This is a genomic window from Chryseobacterium sp. WG14, assembly GCF_024586945.1.
GTDB lineage: Bacteria > Bacteroidota > Bacteroidia > Flavobacteriales > Weeksellaceae > Chryseobacterium.
The window spans coordinates 103,726-128,087 of the sequence record NZ_JALCZD010000005.1; the positions used below are offsets into that span (position 1 = coordinate 103,726).

Consider the following 24,362-nt stretch of genomic DNA (forward strand, 5'->3'; position numbering starts at 1 on the left):
ATTAAACTTATGCATTGAAAAAAATAGGTAGTATATATTAAAATAGAACCGAGTGGATTGGCTTGAATTTGAAGTCAACAGAATATTGGAGTATCATACTCCAAAAGATGTTCAAGATGAGTTAATATCTTAAAAGAATGGAGGCACTGCCACTTTAATTGATCTTAGAATATATTCCTTATTTTCATTTGGTTGATCAACTCTCTTCTCTTTCAAACCTCTTTTTTCTACCATTTGTGTAAATAATATATAACCTATTAAAGTTTCTTCATGCAATCTATCTGTTTAAGTAGTTATTTACCAGGGACTATGTGTTTTTTAGTAACGAAAACTTTACGTAAATATTCCCTATCAATGGTAAATAAATTGCTTAATTGTTTTCAAATTTAAACAAAAATTGGAAGTAAGCAGAATAAGAAGTGTAAAAAAGTTTATTTATAGTAAAATTTTAATTAAAATTAACATATTGTATAACAGTAATGTGAATTTTTTAAAAAGATCGGAAGAAAGATAAAGTAAAACAATTGTATACTATTGTACAAGTACATACCTTTGCCAATCAATGAAAAATACCATAAGTTTATTCGATTTTTCGAAGAAAATCAATTATAAAAATGAATTGCTGGCAGGCTTTACCGTAGCCATGACCATGATTCCGGAATCTCTTTCATTTGCTATTCTGGCGGGTCTTTCTCCACTTACAGGTCTGTATGCAGCTTTTATAATGGGACTGGTGACCGCTGTTTTAGGGGGACGTCCCGGAATGGTGTCAGGAGGAGCCGGAGCTACCATTGTTGTTCTGATTGCATTGATCCAATCTCATGGGATAGAATATCTTTTTGCAACCGTAGTATTGGCAGGGATATTTCAGATGTTGGTAGGTATCTTTAAGCTGGGAAAATTTGTCAGGCTCATTCCACAACCCGTTATGTACGGGTTTCTGAACGGGTTGGCTATTATTATCTTTATGGCACAGGTTGAGCAGTTTAAAATTATAGGCAGTAACGGAGCTGTCAGCTGGCTTCAGGGACTTCCTTTATATAGTATGGGAGGATTGACTGCCTTAACGATTGCCATAGTATATTTTTTTCCAAAGGTCACAAAAGTTGTGCCCGCTTCTTTGGTAGCTATTATAGTAGTTTTTGCAGTGGTTCTTGGCTTTAATATTCCGACAAAAACTGTGGCTGATATTGCACACATAAGTGGAAGTCTTCCCAGTTTTCATATTCCACAAATTCCTTTCTCTTTAGAAACTTTACAGATTATTTTTCCTTATGCCCTTATTATGGCCGGAGTAGGGCTGATAGAATCACTGCTGACATTGTCTATGGTAGATGAAATTACAAATTCAAAAGGAAATGCTAACAAAGAATCTGTTGCGCAGGGTCTTGCCAATATGACCAATGGCTTTTTTGGTGGAATGGGAGGCTGTGCAATGGTGGCGCAAACACTGGTGAATCTTAATGCAGGATCAAGAGCCAAATTATCAGGGATTATCGCCTCTGTGATGATTCTGATGATCATTCTGTTTGGAGCTCCTGTTATTGAGAAAATTCCTATGGCTGCATTGGTGGGAGTGATGATGATGGTTGCCATAAGTACTTTTCAGTGGGTTTCTATCAGAATTATTAATAAAATGCCGAAATCGGATATCGTGGTAGGAATTACCGTGGCTCTGATAACCGTCATCCTGCATAATTTAGCACTGGCAGTTTTGGTGGGAGTTATTATTTCAGCCCTGGTTTTTGCCTGGGATAATGCTAAAAGAATACGGGCAAAGAAATATACAGATGAAAACGGAGTAAAGCACTATGAAATATACGGTCCATTATTTTTTGGTTCTGCCACGGCGTTTGCAGATAAATTTGATCCAATGAATGATCCTGATGAGGTGATCATAGATTTCAAAGAAAGCAGGGTTGTAGATATGAGCGCCCTTGATGCTCTTGATAAGCTGTCAAAACGATATAAACAGGAAAATAAGACCTTATATCTTCGCCATCTGAGTGAAGACTGCCGTAAAATGCTGAAAAATGCCGAAGCAGTGATTGAGGTTAATATTCAGGAAGACCCAACATATAAAGTAATGCCTGAATAGTGAATTTTGCTTCGCAAGTGAATGGTGAATAGGCGCAGGTGAAAATTGACAAACACAGCGATTGACCATTCACTATTCTCACAAATAATTAAACAAGGACCATAAAATAGAATTATGGTCCTTGGTTTTTGCTTTGATTTCGTTCCTTAAATCATAAAATATCTTAAAACAGGGAACTAAAGTAATGCATTTATGATAAATATTTTATCTTTGGAAATAAGTAGAAAACCAAACACTTGTTGATGATTAATAAAATTTAAATCTTTTTCAAAAAAGCTAAATAAAACTTTTAACTAAAACATATTGAAAACAGATATCGACATTCATAACCACTGTCATTTTTCCTTTGACCTGTGGCTCACATTAATCAAATCTCATCCTGAATTTAAAACAAAAAGAGTTGAGCTCTTCTCCTCGTTTTTTAATGTCAGCAAACCCATAGAGGATGTTGCCAAAACTGTAAAATATTACGATGATCTTTGTAATACAATTAATGAAGTAACAGGAGGGAATATCGATACCTTTGAAATCTATCTGATGATCTTGGGAGCATTGGATGTTGATGTAAAGCTTTTAAATAAAGAAAAACTGAACGAATTTTATCTTAAAAGTGAAGAACTTTTTTTAGAATACAAGCCGGTAATTATTTTTGAAAATATCCATGATTTTTTTGACGATATCAAAAATCAGGGTAAAACTATTAATATTCTAAGCAACACCGGATTTATCAAAGGGAAAACGATGAGAAAATTTCTGATTCATGAAAATCTGGATCAGTATATAGATTTTCATATCTACTCCGATGAGATAAACTTTTCTAAGCCGAACCCACTTGTTTTTCAGGAAGTGAAAAACAAGATTAACGATCAGGATATTCCGATGCATCAGATTCTGCATATTGGAGACAATCCTGTAGCAGATTACAAAGGAGCGAAAGACTTCGGTTTCAGTGCACATTTACTTAAACACTAAAATAAACATGAGTACAAGATACAGCTTACACCACATTCATTCCGCAGATGAGTTTACTTTCTCACCGGCAGAATACAGTTATTTCAAATATGGCGATAAGTCGTATGCAGAAAAATTTGCAAAAGAATTATTCGAAGGGTTTATCTCTCAGAATAAGGAGATTTTAGATACAGATAAAGAAATTGTGGTACTTCCAAGCCCCTATATGGCAATTCCTACCGCTTCCAATTTTTTATGTTTCTTCTTTAAAAAATACCTGGATTTTTATCTTTTTCAAAAAGGAAAAAAATCAAGTGTTTTGTCTAAGATCAACAGGAACCATACCTATATTACAGATTATGGGAATCTTAATTTTGAAGATCGTAAAAATCTGATTGCCAATGATACTTATTATATAGATAAAGATTTTTTAAGAGGAAAACTTTGTATTTTTATAGACGATATAAAAATTACAGGAAGCCATGAATATACAGTGAACAGAATCCTGAATGAATATAAGGTGGAAGCCGATTTTATATTCCTGTATTATGCTGAGCTAATGAATTTTGACCTTGATCCTAAGATTGAAAATTATTTCAATTACTATGCAGTACAAAATGTACAGCATATTGCAGAAGTGATGGGGAAATCAAGTTTTGAATTCAATACAAGGATTGTAAAATATATTTTAGGCCTTAATTCAAGTAATTTTGATTATCTTACGTCTAAAGTAAAAAAAGAACAGATGGACCTTCTTTTAGAGCTGGCCATCAGTAACAATTATCATTTAATAAAAGAATACGAAAATAACATCAATACTTTAACGCAAACGGAATTATATTATGGCTATTAACTTACAAAAAGGACAAAGAGAAAATATTAACGCACCTAAATTTACTGTAGGTTTAGGATGGGATATCAATAATACTTCTACAGGAACAGCATTTGACCTTGACGCTTCATTATTTTTATTGGGCGAAGACAAAAAATTAGTGTCAGACAGTCACTTTATTTTTTATAACAACCTTGAATCTCCGGATAAATCAGTAATTCACACCGGAGATAACCTTACAGGAGAAGGCTCAGGTGATGATGAGCAGATTAAAATCGATCTTACAAAAATTGATCCTTCGATTCAGGAGATTACAGTAGTAGTCACTATTCACGATGCTGATACCAGAAAGCAGAACTTTGGACAGGTAAGAAATTCTTTCATTAGAATTTTCAATACAGATACGAATGAAGAGATCTTAAAATATGAATTGGATGAAGATTTCTCAATCGAAACCGCTGTAGAATTCGGAAGAATCTACAACAGAAACGGAGAATGGAAATTTGAGGCTGTAGGAGCAGGACAAAGAGACGGCCTTGAGAAGTTTGTATCAATTTATCAGAAATAAGTATGGATAATCAGGAAAATCAACCCATAGATCCGCTAGGATCAATTGAACCTCTTAAAACATTTGAGCCTACGCCAATGACTCCACCAAGTCAGCCTGTTCAAAATGCAGCACCGGCAGTTCTTGTAGACAGGGAAGGAAATGTAAGCCTTAGTCAGTTACAGCCGGAGGAACGTCAGAAGTATGAACTTCTTGCCAACTCCATTGACGAAGCTAATCCGGGATCTATTGTGAATTTTGGAGCTGAGCTTCAGAAAACATTATCGAACCAGAGTGACAGTTTCTTAGGAAATGTAAGAAGATCAAACTCCGGAGAAGTAGGAGTACTTATCAATGATCTTTTGGTAGAGCTTAATTATGTAGACGTAGAAGAGCTTAACGGAAATAAAGTAAAGAGTTTCCTTAGCAAACTGCCTTTCATGAAAAAGATCATGACTCAGGTGGAAAACCTATTTACGAAATACGATAAGATCATCAACAATATTGAACAGATCTCTTATAAAGTAAATGCGGGGATTATTACTTCTACAAAAGATAATGCTGTTTTGCAGACTATTTTTGAAAGCAATGTAAACTCTATTAAGCAAATTGAAGAGCTGGTAATTGCAGGAAATGTAAGAATGGAAAGAGCTGCAGGAGAACTATCCTTGATGGAAGCCAGCCCTGAAAGCTATCAGGACTATCAGATTGCGGATAAAAGAGATTTTATTGCCAGATTAGACAGAAGAATGGCTGATCTTAAGGTAGTACGTGTCATCATGATGCAGTCGCTGCCACAGATCAGATTAGTACAGAATAATAATGTTTCTATTGCTGAAAAAGCACAAACAATTCTTACCACTACACTTCCGGTATGGAAAAATCAGCTTTCTCTGGCTGTTGCTATGTACAGACAGCAGCAGAATATTGAAATTCAGCAGAAAGTATCTTCCACTACTGAGGCTATCTTAAAAAAGAATGCAGAACGTCTTGGTCAGAATTCAGTGAATGTAGCCAGAGCCAATGAACAGACAATTGTATCTGTAGAAACATTGAGAGAAACAACTTCAATGCTTATCAATACACTGAATGAAGTGAAACAGATCCAGAAGCAAGGTGCTGATAACCGAAGAAAACTGGATCAGGATCTTCAGACATTGGAGCATGAATTAAAAGCTAATGTCAGAGGTTAATTAACAGGGTACCAAGGTGGGGGATGATGCAGCAACCATATTGTCGCAAAGCAAAAGAAGGTTAACAAAGCTTAAACTTCTGGCTAATTTTTTTGAACATATTGACATAATATCCATTTACATCAAAACAGATATTATCCACAATCTGTTCCAGGAGAATACTGCTTTGGATTATAGCAAGCTGGAACTTTTTCACCTTCAATATACCGACAGCCTTATAGAATTGCTCACCAAGATCAAAAGACAGAAGGAAAATGATATGCTGACTGTCATTAATGAAATTGGTATTAATAAAAAATATATTTCAGGTTTTGAAGAAAGAAGAGTAGATAGTTTTCAGACGGACAGGAAAATGTACAGTGGTGTATTTTCTCAACATTTGAAAACACTGTATAAAGATCTTACAGAAGATGTTTTTACAGCCAATTGGGATAATGTACTGTATTTCCACAAGAAATATGCTCAGGAGTTTTACAGGACCGAAGCAGACGAATCTCTGCTCAAGGCCGATTCTTTTCCTGGTTATAAGTACCTGGACTATTCTATTGAAAGAAAACTTTTGGGAAGGCTTAATATACAGGGATTTAAAGTCCGTTTTGTTTGTGGTTACCTTATGGGAATTCATGAGTATGAACTTTTTAAGATCTTTCAGTCTGATGATTATTTTATTTTCAGTGTAGACGAGAAGAAACTTTATCTTTTTGATAAAGAACTGGATCAGCTCGACATTTCTGAAAATCAGTCGAATCAGGGAACTATTATAGATCAGCTGAAAAGGAAAAATGAATACCTGGAAAATACTATGAACGAAAGAAAACGCAGTATACCCATAGAAGTGGAAAGTGTTTTGAAAGACTATTTAAAAAACCTGGAAAATATAGATATTATGAGCAAAATATTTGATTTCGATGAAGAAACAAATATCCTGCGGGCAATGCTTAATTTGAATTTGAATAATAACTGATACGAAATTTGAAAAGTGAAAAAGCAAATCTGCTCTTTCACAAAAAAAGTAAATAACAACTAAACATACAAAGATGGCTATCAACTTACAAAAAGGTCAAAGAATAAACCTTAAAAAAGAAAACGGCGCTGAACTTTCCCAAGCTTGTGTAGGAATCAACTGGGGAGCAATTGAAAAAAAAGGCCTTTTTGGAACTAAAAAAGAAGCAGTAGACTTAGACGGAAGCTGTATTTTATATGATTCAAATAAAAATGTAACGGAAGTAATTTATTTCGGAAACCTGAAATCCAGAAACGGAGCTGTAAAACACAGTGGAGATGATCTTACAGGTGATATCAATGGCGATGACGGATTGGACAACGAAGTCATTACTGTAGATTTCAGCCAATTGGAACCCAATATCGAACATGTTGCAATGGTTTTAAATAGCTACCAAGGCCAGGATTTCGGAACAATTCCTTTTGCTTCTATCCGTATTTATGAGGGATCTCCTACCAACGTAAGAGAAGTTTTTGCTAAATATGATATTGCAAACGACGCTTCTTTCAAAGGACATGTGGCTATGGTAATGGGAGTATTCTATAAGAGAAACGGAGAATGGAAGTTCAATGCTATCGGAGACCCTACAGCAGATAGAAAACTGGAACAGACCATTCAGACTGTACAGCTGAATTACTTATAATCAATTATCAATCAACAGATAAATAAAATAGCAATATTTGTACCTTGTACACTTATTGCTTTTATCATATAATAACATATACAAGTGGAACATCAAAGTATTTTAGAACTACACCCTGGCCTGGTCTGGGGATTTGCGATAACGGTTGTTATCATGCTGCTCCTGGATTTAGGAGTATTCAATAAAAAGAGTCACGAAGTCTCGTCCAAAGAAGCCACCATCTGGTCTATTGTGTGGATCTCACTTTCCATGATCTTTTCAGGAGTCGTGTATTGGGTTTTCAATACAGACGGAACACCGGAAAGCCATGGTATTGCCGTAGAGAAATTTACACAGTACCAAGCTGCCTACTGGATAGAGAAAGCCCTTTCTGTGGATAACTTATTCGTATTTATCCTTGTTTTCGGATTTTTTAAAGTTCCGAAATACCTTCATCATAAAGTACTGTTCTGGGGAATTATCGGTGCACTGATATTCAGAGCCATATTTATCTTTGCTGGAGTAGGACTTATTAACCTTACTTACCTTCCTGAAATGAACGTTTTCGGAAAACCTGTACAGATCAATGTAGTAATGGCCCTGTTCGGACTGTTTCTTGTGTATGCAGGGATTAAATCCTGGGGCGACGGAGCTGATGATGACGATGAAGATTACAGCAATACAGCTGGAGCAAGGCTGATCAAAAGCTTCTGGAAAGTTTCGGATAATTATGATGGTGACAAATTTTTCACCATTCAGAATGGGATCAAGATGGCAACACCTCTTTTAGTAGTGGTAGGAGTTATCGAATTTACAGACGTTCTTTTTGCCGTGGATTCTATTCCGGCGATCTTTGCGATCTCAAATGACCCTTTCATTCTTTATACATCAAATATCTTTGCTATTTTAGGGCTTAGATCATTATATTTCCTGCTGGCAAACTTTATTCACATGTTCAGCAAACTTCCATATGGTCTGGCCATTATCCTTTCATTTATTGGAGTTAAAATGCTTATTGCACCATGGATTCATATTCCATCTCCTGTTTCTTTAGGAATTGTAGGAGGAGTATTGGTGATCTCGGTTCTTTTATCCATTATATTCCCTGAAAAAGAAGAAGCGGAAAAAGAAAAATTAGAAGAAAAATAATCATCATTAAAATAAAAAGGAAGCCTCTGGAATTGTAATTCTGGAGGCTTTTTTGTTAATAAGTTTTTTTGTTGGAAAACGCAATGATGCAAGAAATATAATCATAATTCCTGCTTTTAGGGCACAAGAAAATCAAAGATTTTCAGCAAGGATACTTATTAATTATTTACCACAGAATCATATTATTAGAGATATTTAAATTTTATCGGAGATAAAAATTATTGCGTCTTTAATACATGGCATTAGTGAAAATTTTGCGTTTTCCAAAACTCTCAAAGGGAAAAATTTTAAAATAAAATAGACAGATCAGTCTGTTCGTTATTTTTTTTCATACATTTGTTTCATAAAAGAAAACAATATGAAATCTCCAAGAGAAAGAATAATAGAAACCACCTTTCAATTGTTTGCGAGACAAGGCTATAACTCTACCGGAATTAATCAGATTATTTCCGAAGCAGAAGTTGCCAGAGCCAGTTTCTATCAGTATTTTAAATCAAAAGAAGATTTGTGTGCGGAATTTCTGAAGGTAAGACATGAATATTGGTTCAATGAACTCCATAACTTTTTAACGAAAGAAAAAGAGTCAAAATATAAAATCATCAAAGCTTTTGATTTTTTAATCTATATGAATCAGAAGGAAAATTTCAGAGGATGCAGCTTTCTGAATATTTTATCAGAAATTCCAATGGATAATGTCAAAATACTCAGTGTAATCCAGTCGCATAAGGCTGACCTTAGAAACTACTTTTTAGAATTATTGGCGGATGATATGCTTTCAGACCATATTTATATGCTTTTTGAGAGCAGTATCATCGAAAGTCAGCTTTTTAAGTCTGATGAATTGATTGAGAAAACAAAAAGAATAGTTATCAATTTAATACCATAAACAATGGAACAGAAACATCCGCTTCCCCCTTTCACTTTTGAAACGGCATTGGAAAAAATTCAAATGGCAGAAGATGCCTGGAACAGTCAGGATCCTGAAAAAGTATCAAAAGCATATACTATAGACAGTGAGTGGAGAAATAGGGATACCTTTATCAATGGCAGAGAAGAGATTGTTGTATTTCTTCGTAAGAAATGGGAAAAAGAACTCCATTATACGCTCAAGAAAGAATACTGGGCGCATACTGATAACCGTATTGCGGTTCGTTTCGAATATGAATATCAAACAAAAGACGGCAGCTGGTTCCGAGCGTACGGAAATGAAAACTGGGAATTTGATGAAAACGGACTCATGCAGAAAAGATATGCAAGCATCAATGATCTGGCTATCAAAGAAGAAGATCGAAAGTTTAAATAAAGTAAAAGACTGTTGTTGAGACAGTTTTTTGTTTTATAGACAAAAGAAAATCTCTACTGATATTGCCATGAATATAATGGATATCAACAAATTTTATCGAAGATAAAATCTTTTGTGCTTTAAAAGTATAACGTTTGCCAGAAAATTTAGAGTCCTTGCGTTTCCAAAATTATAATTCATCTTTTATTTCCCATGCAGCAGCTTATTAATTTTCCTCCTCGTCTGTACAGAAACTTTATAAGCTTCATCACGCAGTTTTTGTATTTTTCCTACAGGCTGAAAAATAGTTTTGCTTTCAAAAGGATTGAATGAAAGGAGTTCATTCGTGCAGGTTTGTGCGTTAAGCAAAGCATCTTTATTGATCTTCAGTTCACCAATTTTAATATAAGGTGAGTTTTTCCATTCCACATTCAGCTTATTGATAGGCTGATCTTTTAAATCATAGCAGAACTGGATCAAAACATCAGCTGCGAAATCATGAGTCTGAAAATAAGTTTTTAAGGTGTCTTTTATTTTTTGATTCTTACCCATATTCTTATCTACAGATTTTGGGCTTAATTTTATTTTGATCATATAATCTCCAAGACGGTAGGCTCCTACTGAGTGATAATCAAAAGACAAAATAAAATCATTTTTCTTGCGCAGAAGCTTTACCATATTCTTTAAGAAAGAACCTGTTAAAACGGAAGGAATTGTTTTAACTGCCTGGGCGAGTATGGGAAATATACCGCTCCATTTTTTCATATACGATCTGTTGATAGCGGTAAATAGCTTTAAAAATGTGGAAACAGAATTGACAGGAAATAAAGGAAAATTGACCAATGGATAATTGGCGAGAAGACCTCCGTTCTCATCTTTAATCTGTACTGCCATTCCGTAAGCAGGAATATCTTTTTTAGCATTATTAATGGTGAGCTGAGCATTGGAAAACCTGATGATAAGATCAAATTTCTCTTTATCAAAAAAAGCATGCAGAGGTTCAGGAATATTGGGATTAACCCATAATGTTCCTTCCGCTACAGCATAGGTTTTTGCATGAGCATTTCTTGTAGCATAATTGACATCACTGATAGAAGAGGATTGCTCAACAAAATCTGCAATCGATTTTTTGTTGATCTCCAGAAGCTTCTTTTCCTCTTCATTGAGTTCATCAAATTTCTTATTATATTTTAGTGGCTTTGGCATTTAGTTTTTAAATTCAATTATAACGCCAAGTTTTGGAAATTGTGTTAACTGAGTATTACAAATGTTTGAATTTTACTGAGATAACGGGACGAAGAGAATATATTGAATGGTATAAAGTAACTGGATCAGGATACATACTTTTAAGTAATTGATTAATAATACTTCCTGTTTCTGATTCCCAACTTCCGGCAACAAATCTTATCTTTGTAAAAAATTAAAGTATGGGAGTAGCAGATTTGTTATTTAAACGCAAAAAAGAATTAGCAGAAAAAAACCTTAACGACGGTAAGGAATATATGGTAGAGTACGGTAAAAGAGAAAGTGTTGTACAATTGCCAAGCGGTTTGCAGTATGAAATTATTACTGAAGGGGATGGTGCAAAGCCAGGGCCTAAATCTACTGTAAAATGCCATTATCATGGAACTACGATTTCAGGTAAAGTTTTTGACAGCTCTGTAAAAAGAGGTACTCCTGCATCTTTCCCTTTAAACAGAGTAATTTCAGGATGGACTGAAGCTCTTCAGCTTATGGCTGTAGGAAGTAAGTGGAGATTGATTATCCCTCCGCATTTAGCCTATGGAGATCAGGAAATCAGCAAAGAAATAGGACCAAACAGTACGCTTGTATTTGAAGTTGAATTACTGGATATTAAATAATCCCTCTTAAAATAGATTAAAAAAATTACCTGAATTCAGGTAATTTTTTTTATTTGTGCTATATTCGTATAAATGAATCATCATAGAAACAGATGACAGCTTCACAACTGTTAATCATGATTATGATTGTTCAGTTACTGCACAAATTTATAAATGAATGAAAAATCTATTCTACCTTTTGGCTATTTTTAGCTTATTGATATCTTGTGTTTCCAGGAAAAATCAAGCTATTCAGCAGAATATACTGACCCTTAAAGACAGCTACTGTAAGGCACCATTTAAATACGACTTTATTAATAAACTTCCGTCGTATAATTCTGATTCCATTCTGACGGCTAATAAAGAGCTTAAAAATGTACTTTCTGAGCAAAGTATCCTGATTCTGAATGCCCTGAATAATTTGGATGAGGTGTATAAGATTATAGCACTCAAAAAAGACTCTTCTATTGCTTCTCAACTTAAAGTTTTACAGCTAAAAGGAAAAATCAACAACAAAATTGCTATTTCATTAACAGAATTAGATGCCGTAGCAGCAGAGTTTGACTGTGAAGGAGAAAGGGTAGAGCAAATTGAGAATTATGTGAACGATCTTAATAATTCCAGAAATAACAAGATGATTTTGTATTCTATTATAACAGGGGCCGCTGCTTCCATAGCAGGGGGTATTATAAAAAGTGATGGATGGAGCAATGCAATTGATATTGGTGGTGGAGCTTTAGGAGCGGGTTTTGGACTGGCAACACTTAATCCGAAAGGTAAAAAAGTGGAATTTATCCATAAGAGAAATCTGCTGAGAGATATATGGAGAGGAAAACTGGAATCGTCAAATTTCCCACCTTTCATCTGGTATATGTACACGGAAAGAAGGTTTTCAAGCATGGAAACAAAATCTATTATCGCCAATATAAAAGAGATATGGCTCAATTACCAGTTCGACGGTAATAAAGATGCTGCAGACCAGTCGGTGATTTTCAGTGACGGAGGTATATACAGAGCTGATGATCTTCACAGCCGTGCATCGATGCTCAACCAGATGCAGTCTGCTACCCGAAAGATCAATCAAAATATAAGTTATCTTCTGTTAGATTTGGATCGTCTTATCCTCTAAGAAAAAAATAATTGTAATAAAATTTGTTACAGTTAAAAAAAGTCGTATCTTTGCCATGTAATTATAATGAACAATACAAGATTTGCTACGGCAGTACATATCATGACCCTATTGGCGAAAAGTCCTCAGGAGTGGCTCACTTCTGAATGGATTGCGGGTAGTATCAATGTAAATCCGGTTATTGTCCGAAAGGAGATGAGTGTACTAAGAGAAGCAGGCCTTATCATGAGCAGACAGGGAAAAGAAGGAGGGAGCCAGCTGGCAAAGAATGCGGAGCTGATTAGCATTTCTGAAGTGTACAAAGCGGTAAAAAATACAGAAGTATTAGGTAAAAAAAATCAGAATCCCAATCCCGCATGTAGTGTCGGAAAAGAAATCAATGTTCATTTAAATACATTATTTGAAGAAACAGATCAATTGGTAGTTAACTTTTTAGGAGATAAATCATTGAAAGAATTCGCTGATCAGTTCAGATAAAATTTTTTTAACTATAAATGTAACAAATTTTATTACAATTTAATTTAAAATATAACATTATGAAAAAAGTAGCAGTAATAGGTGCAACAGGATTTGTAGGAGCACGCGTAGTAACAGAATTAACTGAAAGAGGATATGCTGTAGAAGCTTTAGTAAGGGACGCATCGAAGGTAAAAACACAAGAGAATGTAACGGCAAAAAGCGTTGACGTAAACAATGTAGATGAATTGGCAGAAGCCTTAAAAGGAAGTGACGCTGTAATTAGTGCTTTCAATGCCGGGTGGACGAATCCAAACCTTTACAATGATTTTTTAAATGGTTCCGTAAACATTGAAAAAGCAGTAGGACAGGCTGGAGTAAAAAGACTTATCGTAGTGGGGGGAGCAGGAAGCCTATACACACCAGACCATGTACAGATTGTAGATACCCCTGATTTTCCAGAGGCATATAAGCCGGGAGCAACGGCAGCAAGAGATTATCTGAACAAGATCAAAGAAAATAATACATTGGACTGGACTTTCTTCAGCCCGGCAGTAGAAATGAATCAGGCTAATGTAGGAGCAAGAACTGCACAGTACAGAACATCATTGGAAACTCCGGTATTTGACGAAAACGGAAGAAGTCGCCTTTCTGTTGAAGATGTAGCCGTAGTTTTAGTAGATGAATTGGAACAGAATAATCACATCCGTGAACGTTTTACTGCAGCTTACTAATTATAAAAAATAACAAAAATGTTTAAAAAGAAATTATTATCCTTGGCAGTAATGCTTGGTTTCGTAAGTCTTGTGTGGGCCGGGAACCTTAAAATAAAAGTGTATAATCCCGGATCTAAAGCGATTTTTCCCATTACCTCAACAATCATTTATGGAGATAAAGATGCGATGCTTGTTGATGCTCAGTTTCAGAAGCAATATGCGGAACAATTGGTGAAAGAAATAAAAGCGACAGGCAAAAACCTGAAAACCGTTTATATCTCACACAGTGACCCCGATTTTTATTTTGGATTGGATGTGATCAAAAAAGCCTTTCCCAATGCTAGAATTATTTCAACAGCTCAGACTGCTTATTTGATATCCGCTTCAAAAGATGATAAAATGGCTGTCTGGAAACCACAGATGAAAGGAGATGCTCCCTCAGAAATTATAATTCCGGAAGCCGTTACTGCAATTCCTGATCTTGAAGGAAATAAAATGGAGATCAGGCAGAATTCTGAAGACCCTGCCCATAGTTTTCTTTGGATTCCGTCTTTAAAAACAGTGGCTGGAGGGATTTCAGTTTCTACGGGCTCACATCTTTGGATGGCTGATACTCAAAATGTAAAAGCTATTGATCAGTGGATTGCACAGATTGATGCTATGAAAGCTTTACAACCTCAGCAGGTGATTCCTTCCCATTTTTCAGAACAGTCTCTATCTTCTCAGTCTCTGGATTTTGTTAAAGGCTATCTTGAAAACTATAAAAAAGCAGTTACAGAAAATAAAACAAGTTCTGCCATCGTAGATTTTATGGTAAAAAAGTATACAGGACTTCCGGGAAAAGAAGAATTGGAAATGGGCGTGAAGGTTTTTATGGGAGAAATGGCCTGGGATTTAAAATCACCGTATCCGGCAATTGAAAATAAGGTGGAGGTAGATTTTGGAACAACAAAATTCATCCTGGATTTTAAAGATAACAAAACCATGTCATTCGTTGGAACAGCCGGACCTTCGAAAGATACCACAGATACGGTACAGTATACTGCAGTGGAAGTGGCTAAGAATGTCTTTATGGTATATTGGCATGAACCACACCTAGGTTTCAATGTAATCCATATTCAGGATTATAATAAAAATATAATATATTCAAATATTGCAGGACCTGACGGTACATTTACCCATCCGAAGGGGACTCTGAAGATTTTAAAATAAAAAAAATCTGCCTATTGATTCTATCTTTTAGCACCTTTAAGATGAAGATATAAACAATAAAACCTAGTATGAAATAAATATCAATTTCATAGCTCACAAAGTTTTTAATTGAATATAACAAGAAAAAGGCTGTCCCATCGGACAGCCTTTATTTTTATAGATTCATAAACAGCTTCGGATTAACCGGAGTATTGTTTTTGTGTACTTCATAGTGAAGATGAGGTCCTGTAGAACGGCCGGAATTTCCGGATTTAGCAATTACCTGGCCTACTTTTACCTTATCATTTACTTTTGAAACAAGCTGTGATAAATGTCCGTATAGAGTAGCTAATCCATTTCCGTGAGAAACAATAACGCAGTTTCCGTAGCCTCCTTTCTGCCCAGAGAAAATGATGGTTCCTGCAGCGGCAGCTCTTACATCAGAACCATAGGCTACCGCAATATCTAATCCTTTATGAAACTGCATCTGATCAGCTTCAGCAGGCGGGTTATTTTTTTCAGCAGTTGCGATGGTCTTAGAAGAAGAAGCGGTACCGGCAACAGCTTTTGCAGCTGTGGGAGCTGGAGTTGCAGCAGCAACTGGAGCGGCTTTTGGAGTTACCATTACCTTGATCTCCCTTTTAATACCATAGCTGTCTGTCACTTCAATAATTTTTTCTACAGGTTCAGCTTTTACTTCCGGCTTTGGAGCTGCCGCCACTACAGGCTTAGACTCTGTTGCAGCATTTGTTTTTACAGAAGCATAAACGGTTTTATAGGGAATAGGATTTTTTCTAATTCCAAAGTTAGATGAAATATATCCGTCAGTAGGCATTCCCAGGGGAACCTGCATCAGTTTTTTCTGCAGATCCATTAAATACTGACTATATCGGTTGGCCTGTTTGGCGAGATAAACAGAATTTGAAATGCTGTCCTGGCTGAGAACCATTAGTTTTTCGTTGGAAATGTCTTTAGATTTCAGGAAAGAATTGAGCTGTGAAACAGTCTGATCTACAAGATTAAGATCTGTTTTCATTTTCAAATAATCTACACTGTCCCTTTCAGTGTTTATTTTTACAAGGTTGACTTCGTAGTTTTTGTCATCCTTTTCTGAGAATAACTTGGCAATACATATCCCTTGTGCAAAAACTACTAGTAAAAGCCCTCCGAGGAGAATGTTTACGTTCTTCTTGCTGTTTAGAAAATTTTTCATATTTCCTCTCTTAGTAAGTTTAAAACGGTTTGAAGCTGCAAATTTAATTAAAATTAATCTTTATGACTTATTTTTAATTAAAACTCATGATTTTCTGTATTTAACGTTTAATTAGATATTTAATTGTGTTGAAGTGTTAATTTTTTCAGAAAACGGCTTTTATCATTGTTTCAAAAGCTTTGTTACGTCTATGTTTTAATATCTTTGCATTTCACATTCCAATTATGGCTAAAAAGAAAATAATGTCAGAATCTTCTCATCCAAAAAAGAATAAAAAGGATATTTCTGTAGGAGTAGTAGGAAGCGGAAGTTTTGCAACCGCTATCGTAAAAATGCTTGTTGAAAACTGTAAAGTTGTACACTGGTGTGTAAGAAGTGAGTTTGTAAAAGGAGCTATTGAGCTTCGTGGACATAACCCCACCTATCTTACAGCAGCTCATTTTAACCTTAAAAGTTTAAAACTAACCACGGACATCAATGAATTGGTTTCTGCCTGTGATGTTATTGTTTTGGCAACGCCATCCATTTACCTGTCTGATACATTAGAAAAAATGACATGTGAATATTCAGAAAAAATCTTTATATCGGCTATTAAAGGGATTATTCCTAAAGTAAATGATGTGGTAGCGCATTATCTGCGTGATGAATTTAAAATAGGTTTCAGAAATCAGGCGGTTATTGCAGGACCATGTCATGCAGAAGAAGTCGCAATGGAAAGACTTTCTTATCTTACGATTGCCACGGTAGAAGATGAAACTTCTGAAAAATTAAAAGAAATTTTCAGTTCAGATTTTATTAAGGTTCAAACCAGTAAAGATATTTTAGGAAATGAATACAGTGCTATTCTTAAAAATATTTTTGCCATTGGGGCCGGTATAGCAAGTGGGTTGGGATATGGAGATAACTTTACAGCTGTTTTTGTATCCAATGCGATCCGTGAAATGGAAACCTTCCTGGAAGCCATTTATGAAGCCCCAAGAGATGTGAATGAAAGTGCCTATCTGGGAGATCTTTTGGTAACCGCCTATTCACTCTTTTCAAGAAACAGAAACTTAGGAAACCTTATCGGGAAAGGATATACCGTAAAATCGGCAATACAGTCGATGAATATGGTGGCAGAAGGATATTACGCTGCAGATTCCATCTATAAAACAGCAAAGCAGAAAAAACTTAAATTACCAATTATTGATACGGTGTACGCCATTCTTTATGAAGGTAAGAATGCTGAAAAGCAGTTCAAAAAACTGACAGCGAAACTGAATTAAAAAAAGAAGGTTGCATAAACCTTGTTTTAATATATTTGAATCCAAGCTTCCCAGCTTGGTTTTTTTTATGGGTTTATTTCTGTGATGATCAAAGGTATTCGCTGAGACCGGGAACTGTATTTTTGAGTTTTTACCTATTTGAGTTGTTGCTATTATCAATCATTTCAATGAAAACATATCGAAATTTTCCATGATTTTTTGTTGTATACTAAAGAAGTCTGTTTCCATTAAAAATTAACGTGTTAAAATCGTTTCTCTTTTTAAAACTTTTCCCGAAATTTGAAGTAAATTTAAAAATATGCCACAATCGCTTACAAGCAGAACACCGAAGCCTAAATATGACGTTGTACTGATAGGCGGCGGAATTATGAGTGCTACTTTAGCAACGCTGCTTCATGAATTTGATCCCAATCTTGAAATTGCGATCTTCGAAAGGCTAGGAAGATTTGCCAAAGAAAGTACAGCAGCATGGAACAATGCCGGAACAGGGCACTCCGCTTTTTGTGAGCTAAATTATACTCCCGAAAAACCGGATGGCAGCATTGATATAACAAAAGCAGAAAGTATTGCTGAACAGTTTGAAATTTCAAAACAGTTCTGGTCTTATCTGATTACCAAAGGATATATCAAAGAGCCTAAAGAGTTCATCAATTCATGCCCACACATGAGTTTGGTATTTGGTGAAAAAGATGCTGAATATCTTAAAAAACGTCATGATAAAATGGTTGACTCTGTTCTTTTTTCCGGAATGGAATTTTCTTCCGATCATGAGAAGCTGCGAGAATGGATTCCTCTGGTCATGAGCAAAAGAAACCAATCTGAAATAATGGCAGCCACGAAAATGGATATGGGGACGGATGTCAACTTTGGAACGTTAACCAGAAAAATGGGAAGACACCTGCTTGAAGATTCTAATGTAGAGGTCTTCTTATACCATGAAGTGAAAGATATTGATCCAAGAGAAGACGGTAAATGGGAAATGAAGGTAAAAGACAGAATTCATAGCCACAAACAGGAGGTTGTTGCTGATTTTGTATTTATCGGAGCCGGAGGATATGCACTTCAGTTATTAGACAGCTCAGATATCAAGGAAAGTGAGGGCTATGGAGGTTTCCCTGTTTCCGGACAGTGGTTGGTAAGCCATAATCAGGAGCTGGTGGAAAAACATCAGGCTAAAGTGTATACACAGGCAACAGTGGATGCTCCACCTATGTCTGTTCCGCACCTTGACCTTAGAATTATAGATGGCCAGAAAGCGCTTCTTTTTGGACCTTTCGCAGGATTTTCAACAAAGTTCCTGAAAGAAGGAAGTTATCTTGATCTCCCAGAAAGTGTTAATACCAAAAATTTAAAATCATTATTTGGTGCCTGGTGGCATAATATCCCGTTGACAAAATACCTTATTCAGCAGGTAGCCATGACAAAGTCTCAGAGAATGCAGCATTTGAGAGAATTTGTAAAAGATGCCAAAGAAGAAGACTGGGAACTGAAAGTGGCAGGACAGAGAGTTCAGGTTATTAAAAAAGACGAAAAAGAAGGAGGTAAACTTGAATTCGGAACTGAAGTGGTTGTAAACGAGAGTGGTACTATTGCTTCTTTGTTAGGAGCTTCACCGGGAGCCTCCACAGCGGTATATGCTATGCTGAATGTTCTTGAAAAATGCTTCCCGGAAAAACTTCAGGGCGAATGGAAAGATAAATTGCTTGAAATGGTGCCTTCTTACGGGAAGAAATTGGCAGAACATCCGGAACTTACCCAAGAGGTAAGAAATTATACAAAAGAAAAATTAGAATTAGAATACTAACATCAGTAGTGAGCAATGAGTAGTAAGCAATACAAGCAGAATTACTCATTGCTGATTATTTATTACTTATAAAAAAGGTGGAAGAAGTAGTTGTAAAGCCGCTTATAGCAAAAGAACTCCTGGAGTCTCTTCAGACAAAAATAGAAGAGGAGAAACAGGTGATTATACACTGTTGCTTCCCGGCATCACCATTCTTAGGGAATCTGATAAGAATCTGGCATTCCACTTATCTTTTTGATAATCAGTCTGAGCATAGAAGTAAGATGATTCATGCCGAAAACATCTCAATTTCCCCTTATTGGACACCGGTTCCTTTCATGAAGGATTTTTGGTTTACCTTGATATTCTCCGGGCTTCCGAAAGACTGTAAAAGTTTTGATTTAAAAGAAGTGATTCCTGAAGAAGGAGGTTTCTTTGTGGAATCCATTAAGAGAAATTCTTCAGATGTCTACCGTGTAAAAATATCAGAATCCTGATTGGTATGAAAATAAGAGAAGAAAAGCTGGAACAGATTATTCAGTGGGCTGAAAACAATCCCGATATCCGGGCTGTTCTTCTGACCAGCTCATTGGTGAATCCCTATGCTCCCGTAGATGATTTGAGTGATCTTGATGTAGAATTGGTTTTTGAAAGCCGGAAAGACTATGAAGCCGAAAATAGCTGGCTTCAGCTTTTTGGAGACCCCATTTCTATGATTGAGGAAGATGATACCGTTTTTGAGGGAAAACATGCCATGAAAATGGTTTTGTACAGAGACCATGTAAAAGTTGATTTTAAGCTGTACCAGGTGTCTGAATTTATGCAGGAAGTACAAAAAGAAACGCTTCCTGAAGATTGGGACGTAGGGTATAAAGTGCTGATTGATAAAGATGATCTGACAAAAGATCTGAAATCTCCGACTTATCAGTCAATCATGATTCATAAGCCTGATGAAAAAGAATTTAAGCAGCTGATGAATGATTTTTGGTGGGATACCACCTATGTGGCAAAATGTCTGAAGCGGGGTGATATTTTTTATGCTAAATTCATGTCTGAAAATATCCTGAGAGCAGAATATTTGGTTAGTCTGGTTGAATGGCATATTGGTAACGGACATAACTGGGATAACATAACTGCGAATAAGCATGGCAGGCTTTTTAAAAAATACCTGTCTGAAGATTTGTGGAGTAGAGTGGAAGCTACATTTTCCGGAAGTTCTATCGAAGAAAACTGGACTGCTTTATTTGCTTTCGCTGATCTGGTTCATGAATTGGGCACTGCTTTAGCTCAAGAACTGAGCTTTACGTACCCTTCTCAACTTGAAAGTGATATCCGAACTTATCTTTTCGAAGTAAAATCAATGCCATGATTTAAGCAAATTCGTTCTCTCTGATCAGGTTTTCAATACAGTATTCTGCAATGGCGGTAATGGTAACAAAAGGATTCACTCCAATTGTTCCGGGAATTAATGATCCATCTAAAACATAGAGATTTTCATGTTCCTTTAATTTACCATATTCATTAGTTGTTTCACCCAATACACATCCTCCGAGCGGATGATAGCAGATATCTGCTCCAAAACCATTATTAAACAGAAAATGACTTCTGGTTCCTCCATTGGCTTTATTCATTTTTCTGACAAAATATTTGGCATTTTCCTTCATTTTGGCCGTATGACTTTCATCCCAATTCAACTTCAGAGACTGATTGATGGTATCATACGTGACTTCCCCTTTTTTATCAACGCGGTTAATTAATAAATACAAGGCCGTGGCCACATCCATTCCCATAGGCAAAGGGGCAATCTCTGTGAAGAAAGTATGTTCCTTATCATCCCAATTGTCAATGCCACCCACCGGAATGGTAGATTGCTTTGCTCCTGTTCCTCCAGACAGAGGCTTTACCCAATTTCTTCCGGTCATAAAGTTACCATTGTTACCCCAGTTTTTTCCAATACCTTCATGAAGGGGTAATCCGTTTACAGCATGGGAGCGTAACAGGAGCTGTAAAGTTCCCATTGTGCCTGCCGCAAGAATAAGCTTTTTACAGTAGAACATCTTATCTGCAATTAAAACTCCAGAGGTATCAGTCTGCTGTACGCTGACGGTATACGTTTTATCATCATTCAGTTTTATATCGTCTACCCGGTGAAGATCAAGAATTTCAAGATTTCCGGTTTCCAGTGCTTTTTTGAGATAGGTTTTGTCTAAGCTGTTTTTACCATGGTTGTTTCCATAGATCACTTCAGTATTAAGAGCAGAGCGGGGAACTTCATTCAGAAATTCTTTTTCCATGTATTTAAAATCATATACATTGGGAACTCTCATTGTTTTAAAACCTGCTTTATGAGCTTCTTCTTCTCCCACCCGTGTAAATTTGTAATAAGGACAGTCTTTTAAAAATTCTTCATCAATCACGTTTACTTTAAGTTCTTTTTGTACCAAAGGAAAATAATGGCTATAGAACTTTTCTGCATTCAGATGGGGGAAAACCTCTTTGAAATAGTTCTCTTTAGGAGTTACGGCCATCCCTCCGTTAACGAGTGATCCGCCGCCAACACCCCTTCCAACCCAGATATTAATATGATCAAAATCCAGACGGTCCAAGGTCCCGGTAAAAGGAGTCAGAGAAAAAATATTCATGAACGGGGCAATGCTTTTCTTTTTAAGCCATGCAGAGCTTTTTCCAGGTTTTAGCAGGTTAGAAAAAGGAATACCTGCCTTCTCCCAGTTGAGCCCCATTTCCAGCAGCACTACTTTTTTCCCGGCTTCACAAAGACGTAAAGCAGATACAGCACCTCCATATCCACTGCCAATGATAACAATCGGAGCTTCTATAATTTCGTTTTGCTGATCGTCTTTCCGCTCCGCAGCCCGGAATAGATCAGATTGAAGAAAATAAAAGCCTGATACCGCTAATACACTTGTCTTAATGAATTGTTTCCTGTTCATGAGCTTTGTTTCTCAAAAAGTATGCTAGCTTCACGAATGGGTGTTTTATTTAAAACAGATTATGCTTTTTTATTATAATTTTAACTGTTTATACTCTGAAAAATTCATAGTTTTACTTATAATTTATAGCATTTATGAAAAAGATTTTATTGTTCTTTTTGATCCTCCCTCTTTGGGCTTTTTCCCAAAAAACGACTTCTAAAGAAGTGATGGAGGTGAAAAAATTTCAGAAAGAACTCAATGCTGAATATCTGAATCCGAAAGAAACGCCTTTACGGGGTGATAACTTTAAAAATTTTAAAGAACATCCTTTTTTTCCGATTGATATAAAATATAGAATTACAGCAAAGTTTGTTAAATCAAAAGATACAAAACCTTTTGATCTTCCCACTTCTTCAGGGAAAACAAAGTCTTATCAGGAATATGGAAAGGCAAGCTTTGAGTTAGATGGAAAATCTTATACCCTTACTTTATACCAAAGCTTGGATTTGATTAAGCAGAAGAAATATCAGGACTATCTTTTTCTTCCCTTCCGGGATGCTACCAATGAAAAAGAAACCTATGGCGGGGGAAAATATATGGATCTGAAAATTCCGAAAGGAAATACAATCGTACTGGATTTTAATCAGTCCTACCATCCTTATTGTGCTTACAATGCCTACGACTATAATTGTCCTATTGTGCCTGAAGAAAATAAACTTCCTGTGGAAATACGTGCCGGAGTAATGTATGAAGATATCTATCATCACTAAATTTGATTATGGTAAGCTTAGCATTTTTTAATCCGGAACATCTTTCAGCCATTACATATACGCTGGATGAAAAGCAGTCACAATTTACGGCACTGGCGGAAGAAGCCCTGCAGAGAATAGCAGAAAGGGATGATCATGATGCATTTCCTGTTACCATTTTCGAGGATGGGAATCCTGTCGGCTTTTTTGTGCTTGATTTTGGACAGGATAAGTTTGAACTGACTGATAATAAAAATTCTGTTTTGGTGAGATCTTTATCTGTAAATCCTGAAATGCAGGGAAAGGGAATAGGAAAGGCAGCCATGATGAAAGTGGATGATTTTGTCAGAAGTCATTTCAAAGATTGCAATGAAATTGTACTGGCTGTCAATCAAAAAAATGAATCTGCCTATCAGATTTATCTTAAAACCGGATATTCTTATGAAGGTAAAATGAGAATCGGAAGGAGCGGGCCTCAATACCTCATGTACAAAAAACTTTAAGAAAATTTTAAATTCAAAATTCCTGTCCTCCTGATTTCTTTCCATAACTTTGAGTATCATCAAATTACAAAACATGGAAATATCACTTCATAATCAGGTGGCTGTGGTTACAGGAGCATCCAGCGGAATAGGTTCAGGAATTGCAAAATCTTTGGCTGCTGCAGGCGCTTCAGTAGTTGTGAACCACTCTTCACAAAGATCTTTAGAAGAAGCACAGGCTGTTTTAAAAGAAATTACAGATGCAGGAGGAAAAGGTATAACTTACCAGTGTGATGTTTCTAAAGAAGACCAGGTAATGACAATGTTTCAGGATGTTGTCTCTCAGTTAGGCACAGTGGATATACTGGTCAATAATGCAGGCATTCAAAAAGATGCTCAATTTACAGAGATGACAATGGATCAGTGGAATGCTGTGATTGGTGTCAATCTGACTGGGCAATTTCTCTGCGCAAGAGAAGCAATCAAAGAATTTTTACGTCGGGGCATTGATCCATCACGCTCCATTGCCTGTGGTAAAATTATTCATATCAGTTCTGTTCATGAAATTATTCCCTGGGCAGGACATGCCAACTATGCATCAAGTAAAGGGGCTATCAGAATGCTAATGCAGACCTTAGCCCAGGAATATGGAGCGGATAGGATCCGGGTCAATTCTATTTGCCCGGGAGCGATTCAGACTCCTATAAATAAAGCTGCCTGGGATACTCCTGAAGCACTTCATTCACTTCTTACCCTTATTCCTTACAACAGAATCGGACAACCACAAGATATAGGAAACTTAGCAGCATTTCTTGCCAGTGACCTCGCAGATTATATCACCGGAACCAGCATTTTTATTGATGGGGGAATGACTACGTTTGAGAGCTTTTCAACCGGGGGATAGAGGAGTGGGTAAGAGTTAAGAGT

Annotated in this window: 25 protein-coding genes; 22 read left to right on the forward strand and 3 right to left on the reverse strand. The window is 36.2% G+C overall.

Annotation, left to right across the window (positions count from 1 at the left end):
• Positions 1-562: 562 nt before the first annotated feature.
• The 10 genes from MP478_RS10475 to MP478_RS10520 all read left to right on the forward strand — a co-directional run bounded on the left by MP478_RS10475 (position 563) and on the right by MP478_RS10520 (position 9,698).
• Entirely contained in the window at positions 563-2,098 is a 1,536-nt protein-coding gene (locus tag MP478_RS10475; RefSeq protein ID WP_257200434.1) for a SulP family inorganic anion transporter, read from the forward strand.
• A gap of 303 nt (positions 2,099-2,401) precedes the next feature.
• On the forward strand, positions 2,402-3,070 hold the full coding sequence (locus tag MP478_RS10480) for an HAD family hydrolase (RefSeq protein WP_230038592.1): 669 nt from the start codon (positions 2,402-2,404) through the stop codon (positions 3,068-3,070).
• A gap of 7 nt (positions 3,071-3,077) precedes the next feature.
• Positions 3,078-3,902 (forward strand): phosphoribosyltransferase family protein, encoded by an 825-nt coding sequence (locus MP478_RS10485; RefSeq protein ID WP_257200435.1) that lies wholly within the window; start codon positions 3,078-3,080, stop codon positions 3,900-3,902.
• Positions 3,892-4,449: a TerD family protein gene (locus tag MP478_RS10490; RefSeq protein WP_230038595.1), complete on the forward strand. Its 558-nt coding sequence runs from the start codon at positions 3,892-3,894 to the stop codon at positions 4,447-4,449. Before MP478_RS10485 ends, MP478_RS10490 begins: the two co-directional genes overlap by 11 nt.
• A gap of 2 nt (positions 4,450-4,451) precedes the next feature.
• Entirely contained in the window at positions 4,452-5,621 is a 1,170-nt protein-coding gene (locus MP478_RS10495) for a toxic anion resistance protein (protein ID WP_230038597.1), read from the forward strand.
• Between the two features lie 16 nt (positions 5,622-5,637).
• The gene (locus tag MP478_RS10500; RefSeq protein WP_257200436.1) at positions 5,638-6,585 is read left to right on the forward strand and encodes a hypothetical protein; all 948 of its coding nucleotides are present in this window, start codon (positions 5,638-5,640) and stop codon (positions 6,583-6,585) included.
• A gap of 73 nt (positions 6,586-6,658) precedes the next feature.
• The gene (locus MP478_RS10505) at positions 6,659-7,267 is read left to right on the forward strand and encodes a TerD family protein (protein ID WP_230038601.1); all 609 of its coding nucleotides are present in this window, start codon (positions 6,659-6,661) and stop codon (positions 7,265-7,267) included.
• Between the two features lie 84 nt (positions 7,268-7,351).
• Positions 7,352-8,395 (forward strand): TerC/Alx family metal homeostasis membrane protein, encoded by a 1,044-nt coding sequence (locus MP478_RS10510; RefSeq protein WP_257200437.1) that lies wholly within the window; start codon positions 7,352-7,354, stop codon positions 8,393-8,395.
• Positions 8,396-8,753: 358 nt separating this feature from the next.
• Positions 8,754-9,281, forward strand: coding sequence for a TetR/AcrR family transcriptional regulator (locus MP478_RS10515; RefSeq protein WP_257200438.1), 528 nt, complete (start codon positions 8,754-8,756; stop codon positions 9,279-9,281).
• A gap of 3 nt (positions 9,282-9,284) precedes the next feature.
• On the forward strand, positions 9,285-9,698 hold the full coding sequence (locus tag MP478_RS10520) for a nuclear transport factor 2 family protein (RefSeq protein WP_230038605.1): 414 nt from the start codon (positions 9,285-9,287) through the stop codon (positions 9,696-9,698).
• A 183-nt stretch (positions 9,699-9,881) separates the two neighbouring features.
• Here MP478_RS10520 and MP478_RS10525 read toward each other — a convergent pair whose 3' ends face one another.
• The gene (locus MP478_RS10525) at positions 9,882-10,883 is read right to left on the reverse strand and encodes a catalase (protein ID WP_257200439.1); all 1,002 of its coding nucleotides are present in this window, start codon (positions 10,881-10,883) and stop codon (positions 9,882-9,884) included.
• A 221-nt stretch (positions 10,884-11,104) separates the two neighbouring features.
• Between MP478_RS10525 and MP478_RS10530 the strand changes: the two genes are divergently transcribed.
• The 5 genes from MP478_RS10530 to MP478_RS10550 all read left to right on the forward strand — a co-directional run bounded on the left by MP478_RS10530 (position 11,105) and on the right by MP478_RS10550 (position 15,031).
• The gene (locus MP478_RS10530) at positions 11,105-11,539 is read left to right on the forward strand and encodes an FKBP-type peptidyl-prolyl cis-trans isomerase (protein ID WP_230038608.1); all 435 of its coding nucleotides are present in this window, start codon (positions 11,105-11,107) and stop codon (positions 11,537-11,539) included.
• Positions 11,540-11,696: 157 nt separating this feature from the next.
• Positions 11,697-12,647, forward strand: a complete 951-nt coding sequence (locus tag MP478_RS10535; RefSeq protein ID WP_257200440.1) for a hypothetical protein — start codon at positions 11,697-11,699, stop codon at positions 12,645-12,647.
• Between the two features lie 66 nt (positions 12,648-12,713).
• The gene (locus MP478_RS10540) at positions 12,714-13,124 is read left to right on the forward strand and encodes an Rrf2 family transcriptional regulator (RefSeq protein ID WP_257200441.1); all 411 of its coding nucleotides are present in this window, start codon (positions 12,714-12,716) and stop codon (positions 13,122-13,124) included.
• A 59-nt stretch (positions 13,125-13,183) separates the two neighbouring features.
• Positions 13,184-13,837, forward strand: a complete 654-nt coding sequence (locus MP478_RS10545; protein WP_257191429.1) for an NAD(P)-dependent oxidoreductase — start codon at positions 13,184-13,186, stop codon at positions 13,835-13,837.
• Between the two features lie 18 nt (positions 13,838-13,855).
• Positions 13,856-15,031 carry an MBL fold metallo-hydrolase gene (locus MP478_RS10550; protein WP_257200442.1) on the forward strand — a complete coding sequence of 392 codons (1,176 nt, stop codon included), beginning with the start codon at positions 13,856-13,858 and terminating at the stop codon, positions 15,029-15,031.
• A gap of 154 nt (positions 15,032-15,185) precedes the next feature.
• Here the strand turns inward: MP478_RS10550 and MP478_RS10555 are convergent, their stop codons facing one another.
• A complete protein-coding gene (locus tag MP478_RS10555; RefSeq protein ID WP_257191431.1) occupies positions 15,186-16,223 on the reverse strand; it encodes a M23 family metallopeptidase in 1,038 nt (345 codons plus the stop codon).
• A gap of 242 nt (positions 16,224-16,465) precedes the next feature.
• Between MP478_RS10555 and MP478_RS10560 the strand changes: the two genes are divergently transcribed.
• The 4 genes from MP478_RS10560 to MP478_RS10575 all read left to right on the forward strand — a co-directional run bounded on the left by MP478_RS10560 (position 16,466) and on the right by MP478_RS10575 (position 20,640).
• Positions 16,466-17,488, forward strand: a complete 1,023-nt coding sequence (locus MP478_RS10560) for an NAD(P)H-dependent glycerol-3-phosphate dehydrogenase (protein WP_230038620.1) — start codon at positions 16,466-16,468, stop codon at positions 17,486-17,488.
• A 298-nt stretch (positions 17,489-17,786) separates the two neighbouring features.
• Complete coding sequence (mqo, locus tag MP478_RS10565; protein ID WP_257191432.1) at positions 17,787-19,292, forward strand: malate dehydrogenase (quinone); 1,506 nt, start codon at positions 17,787-17,789, stop codon at positions 19,290-19,292.
• A 77-nt stretch (positions 19,293-19,369) separates the two neighbouring features.
• Entirely contained in the window at positions 19,370-19,768 is a 399-nt protein-coding gene (locus MP478_RS10570; RefSeq protein ID WP_230038624.1) for a hypothetical protein, read from the forward strand.
• Between the two features lie 5 nt (positions 19,769-19,773).
• A complete protein-coding gene (locus MP478_RS10575) occupies positions 19,774-20,640 on the forward strand; it encodes an AadS family aminoglycoside 6-adenylyltransferase (protein WP_257200443.1) in 867 nt (288 codons plus the stop codon).
• Between the two features lies 1 nt (position 20,641).
• Here the strand turns inward: MP478_RS10575 and MP478_RS10580 are convergent, their stop codons facing one another.
• On the reverse strand, positions 20,642-22,222 hold the full coding sequence (locus tag MP478_RS10580; RefSeq protein ID WP_257200444.1) for a GMC family oxidoreductase N-terminal domain-containing protein: 1,581 nt from the start codon (positions 22,220-22,222) through the stop codon (positions 20,642-20,644).
• A gap of 134 nt (positions 22,223-22,356) precedes the next feature.
• Here MP478_RS10580 and MP478_RS10585 point away from each other — a divergent pair, with 134 nt between their 5' ends.
• From MP478_RS10585 to MP478_RS10595, 3 genes are all read left to right on the forward strand, one after another.
• On the forward strand, positions 22,357-22,974 hold the full coding sequence (locus tag MP478_RS10585) for a DUF1684 domain-containing protein (RefSeq protein ID WP_257200445.1): 618 nt from the start codon (positions 22,357-22,359) through the stop codon (positions 22,972-22,974).
• A gap of 8 nt (positions 22,975-22,982) precedes the next feature.
• Positions 22,983-23,456, forward strand: a complete 474-nt coding sequence (locus MP478_RS10590; protein ID WP_257200446.1) for a GNAT family N-acetyltransferase — start codon at positions 22,983-22,985, stop codon at positions 23,454-23,456.
• Between the two features lie 73 nt (positions 23,457-23,529).
• Complete coding sequence (locus tag MP478_RS10595) at positions 23,530-24,339, forward strand: glucose 1-dehydrogenase (RefSeq protein WP_257191438.1); 810 nt, start codon at positions 23,530-23,532, stop codon at positions 24,337-24,339.
• The last annotated feature ends 23 nt before the right edge of the window (positions 24,340-24,362 follow it).

What these genes read in the sequence shown, in the direction of transcription:
- MP478_RS10475 (WP_257200434.1), top strand. Translation starts at nt 563, where the DNA reads ATGAAAAATACCATAAGTTTATTCGATTTTTCGAAGAAAATCAATTAT.
- MP478_RS10485 (WP_257200435.1), top strand. Translation starts at nt 3,078, where the DNA reads ATGAGTACAAGATACAGCTTACACCACATTCATTCCGCAGATGAGTTT.
- MP478_RS10490 (WP_230038595.1), top strand. Translation starts at nt 3,892, where the DNA reads ATGGCTATTAACTTACAAAAAGGACAAAGAGAAAATATTAACGCACCT.
- MP478_RS10495 (WP_230038597.1), top strand. Translation starts at nt 4,452, where the DNA reads ATGGATAATCAGGAAAATCAACCCATAGATCCGCTAGGATCAATTGAA.
- MP478_RS10505 (WP_230038601.1), top strand. Translation starts at nt 6,659, where the DNA reads ATGGCTATCAACTTACAAAAAGGTCAAAGAATAAACCTTAAAAAAGAA.
- MP478_RS10515 (WP_257200438.1), top strand. Translation starts at nt 8,754, where the DNA reads ATGAAATCTCCAAGAGAAAGAATAATAGAAACCACCTTTCAATTGTTT.
- MP478_RS10520 (WP_230038605.1), top strand. Translation starts at nt 9,285, where the DNA reads ATGGAACAGAAACATCCGCTTCCCCCTTTCACTTTTGAAACGGCATTG.
- MP478_RS10525 (WP_257200439.1), bottom strand. Translation starts at nt 10,883, where the DNA reads ATGCCAAAGCCACTAAAATATAATAAGAAATTTGATGAACTCAATGAA.
- MP478_RS10530 (WP_230038608.1), top strand. Translation starts at nt 11,105, where the DNA reads ATGGGAGTAGCAGATTTGTTATTTAAACGCAAAAAAGAATTAGCAGAA.
- MP478_RS10535 (WP_257200440.1), top strand. Translation starts at nt 11,697, where the DNA reads ATGAAAAATCTATTCTACCTTTTGGCTATTTTTAGCTTATTGATATCT.
- MP478_RS10540 (WP_257200441.1), top strand. Translation starts at nt 12,714, where the DNA reads ATGAACAATACAAGATTTGCTACGGCAGTACATATCATGACCCTATTG.
- MP478_RS10545 (WP_257191429.1), top strand. Translation starts at nt 13,184, where the DNA reads ATGAAAAAAGTAGCAGTAATAGGTGCAACAGGATTTGTAGGAGCACGC.
- MP478_RS10550 (WP_257200442.1), top strand. Translation starts at nt 13,856, where the DNA reads ATGTTTAAAAAGAAATTATTATCCTTGGCAGTAATGCTTGGTTTCGTA.
- MP478_RS10555 (WP_257191431.1), bottom strand. Translation starts at nt 16,223, where the DNA reads ATGAAAAATTTTCTAAACAGCAAGAAGAACGTAAACATTCTCCTCGGA.
- MP478_RS10560 (WP_230038620.1), top strand. Translation starts at nt 16,466, where the DNA reads ATGTCAGAATCTTCTCATCCAAAAAAGAATAAAAAGGATATTTCTGTA.
- mqo (WP_257191432.1), top strand. Translation starts at nt 17,787, where the DNA reads ATGCCACAATCGCTTACAAGCAGAACACCGAAGCCTAAATATGACGTT.
- MP478_RS10575 (WP_257200443.1), top strand. Translation starts at nt 19,774, where the DNA reads ATGAAAATAAGAGAAGAAAAGCTGGAACAGATTATTCAGTGGGCTGAA.
- MP478_RS10580 (WP_257200444.1), bottom strand. Translation starts at nt 22,222, where the DNA reads ATGAACAGGAAACAATTCATTAAGACAAGTGTATTAGCGGTATCAGGC.
- MP478_RS10585 (WP_257200445.1), top strand. Translation starts at nt 22,357, where the DNA reads ATGAAAAAGATTTTATTGTTCTTTTTGATCCTCCCTCTTTGGGCTTTT.
- MP478_RS10590 (WP_257200446.1), top strand. Translation starts at nt 22,983, where the DNA reads ATGGTAAGCTTAGCATTTTTTAATCCGGAACATCTTTCAGCCATTACA.
- MP478_RS10595 (WP_257191438.1), top strand. Translation starts at nt 23,530, where the DNA reads ATGGAAATATCACTTCATAATCAGGTGGCTGTGGTTACAGGAGCATCC.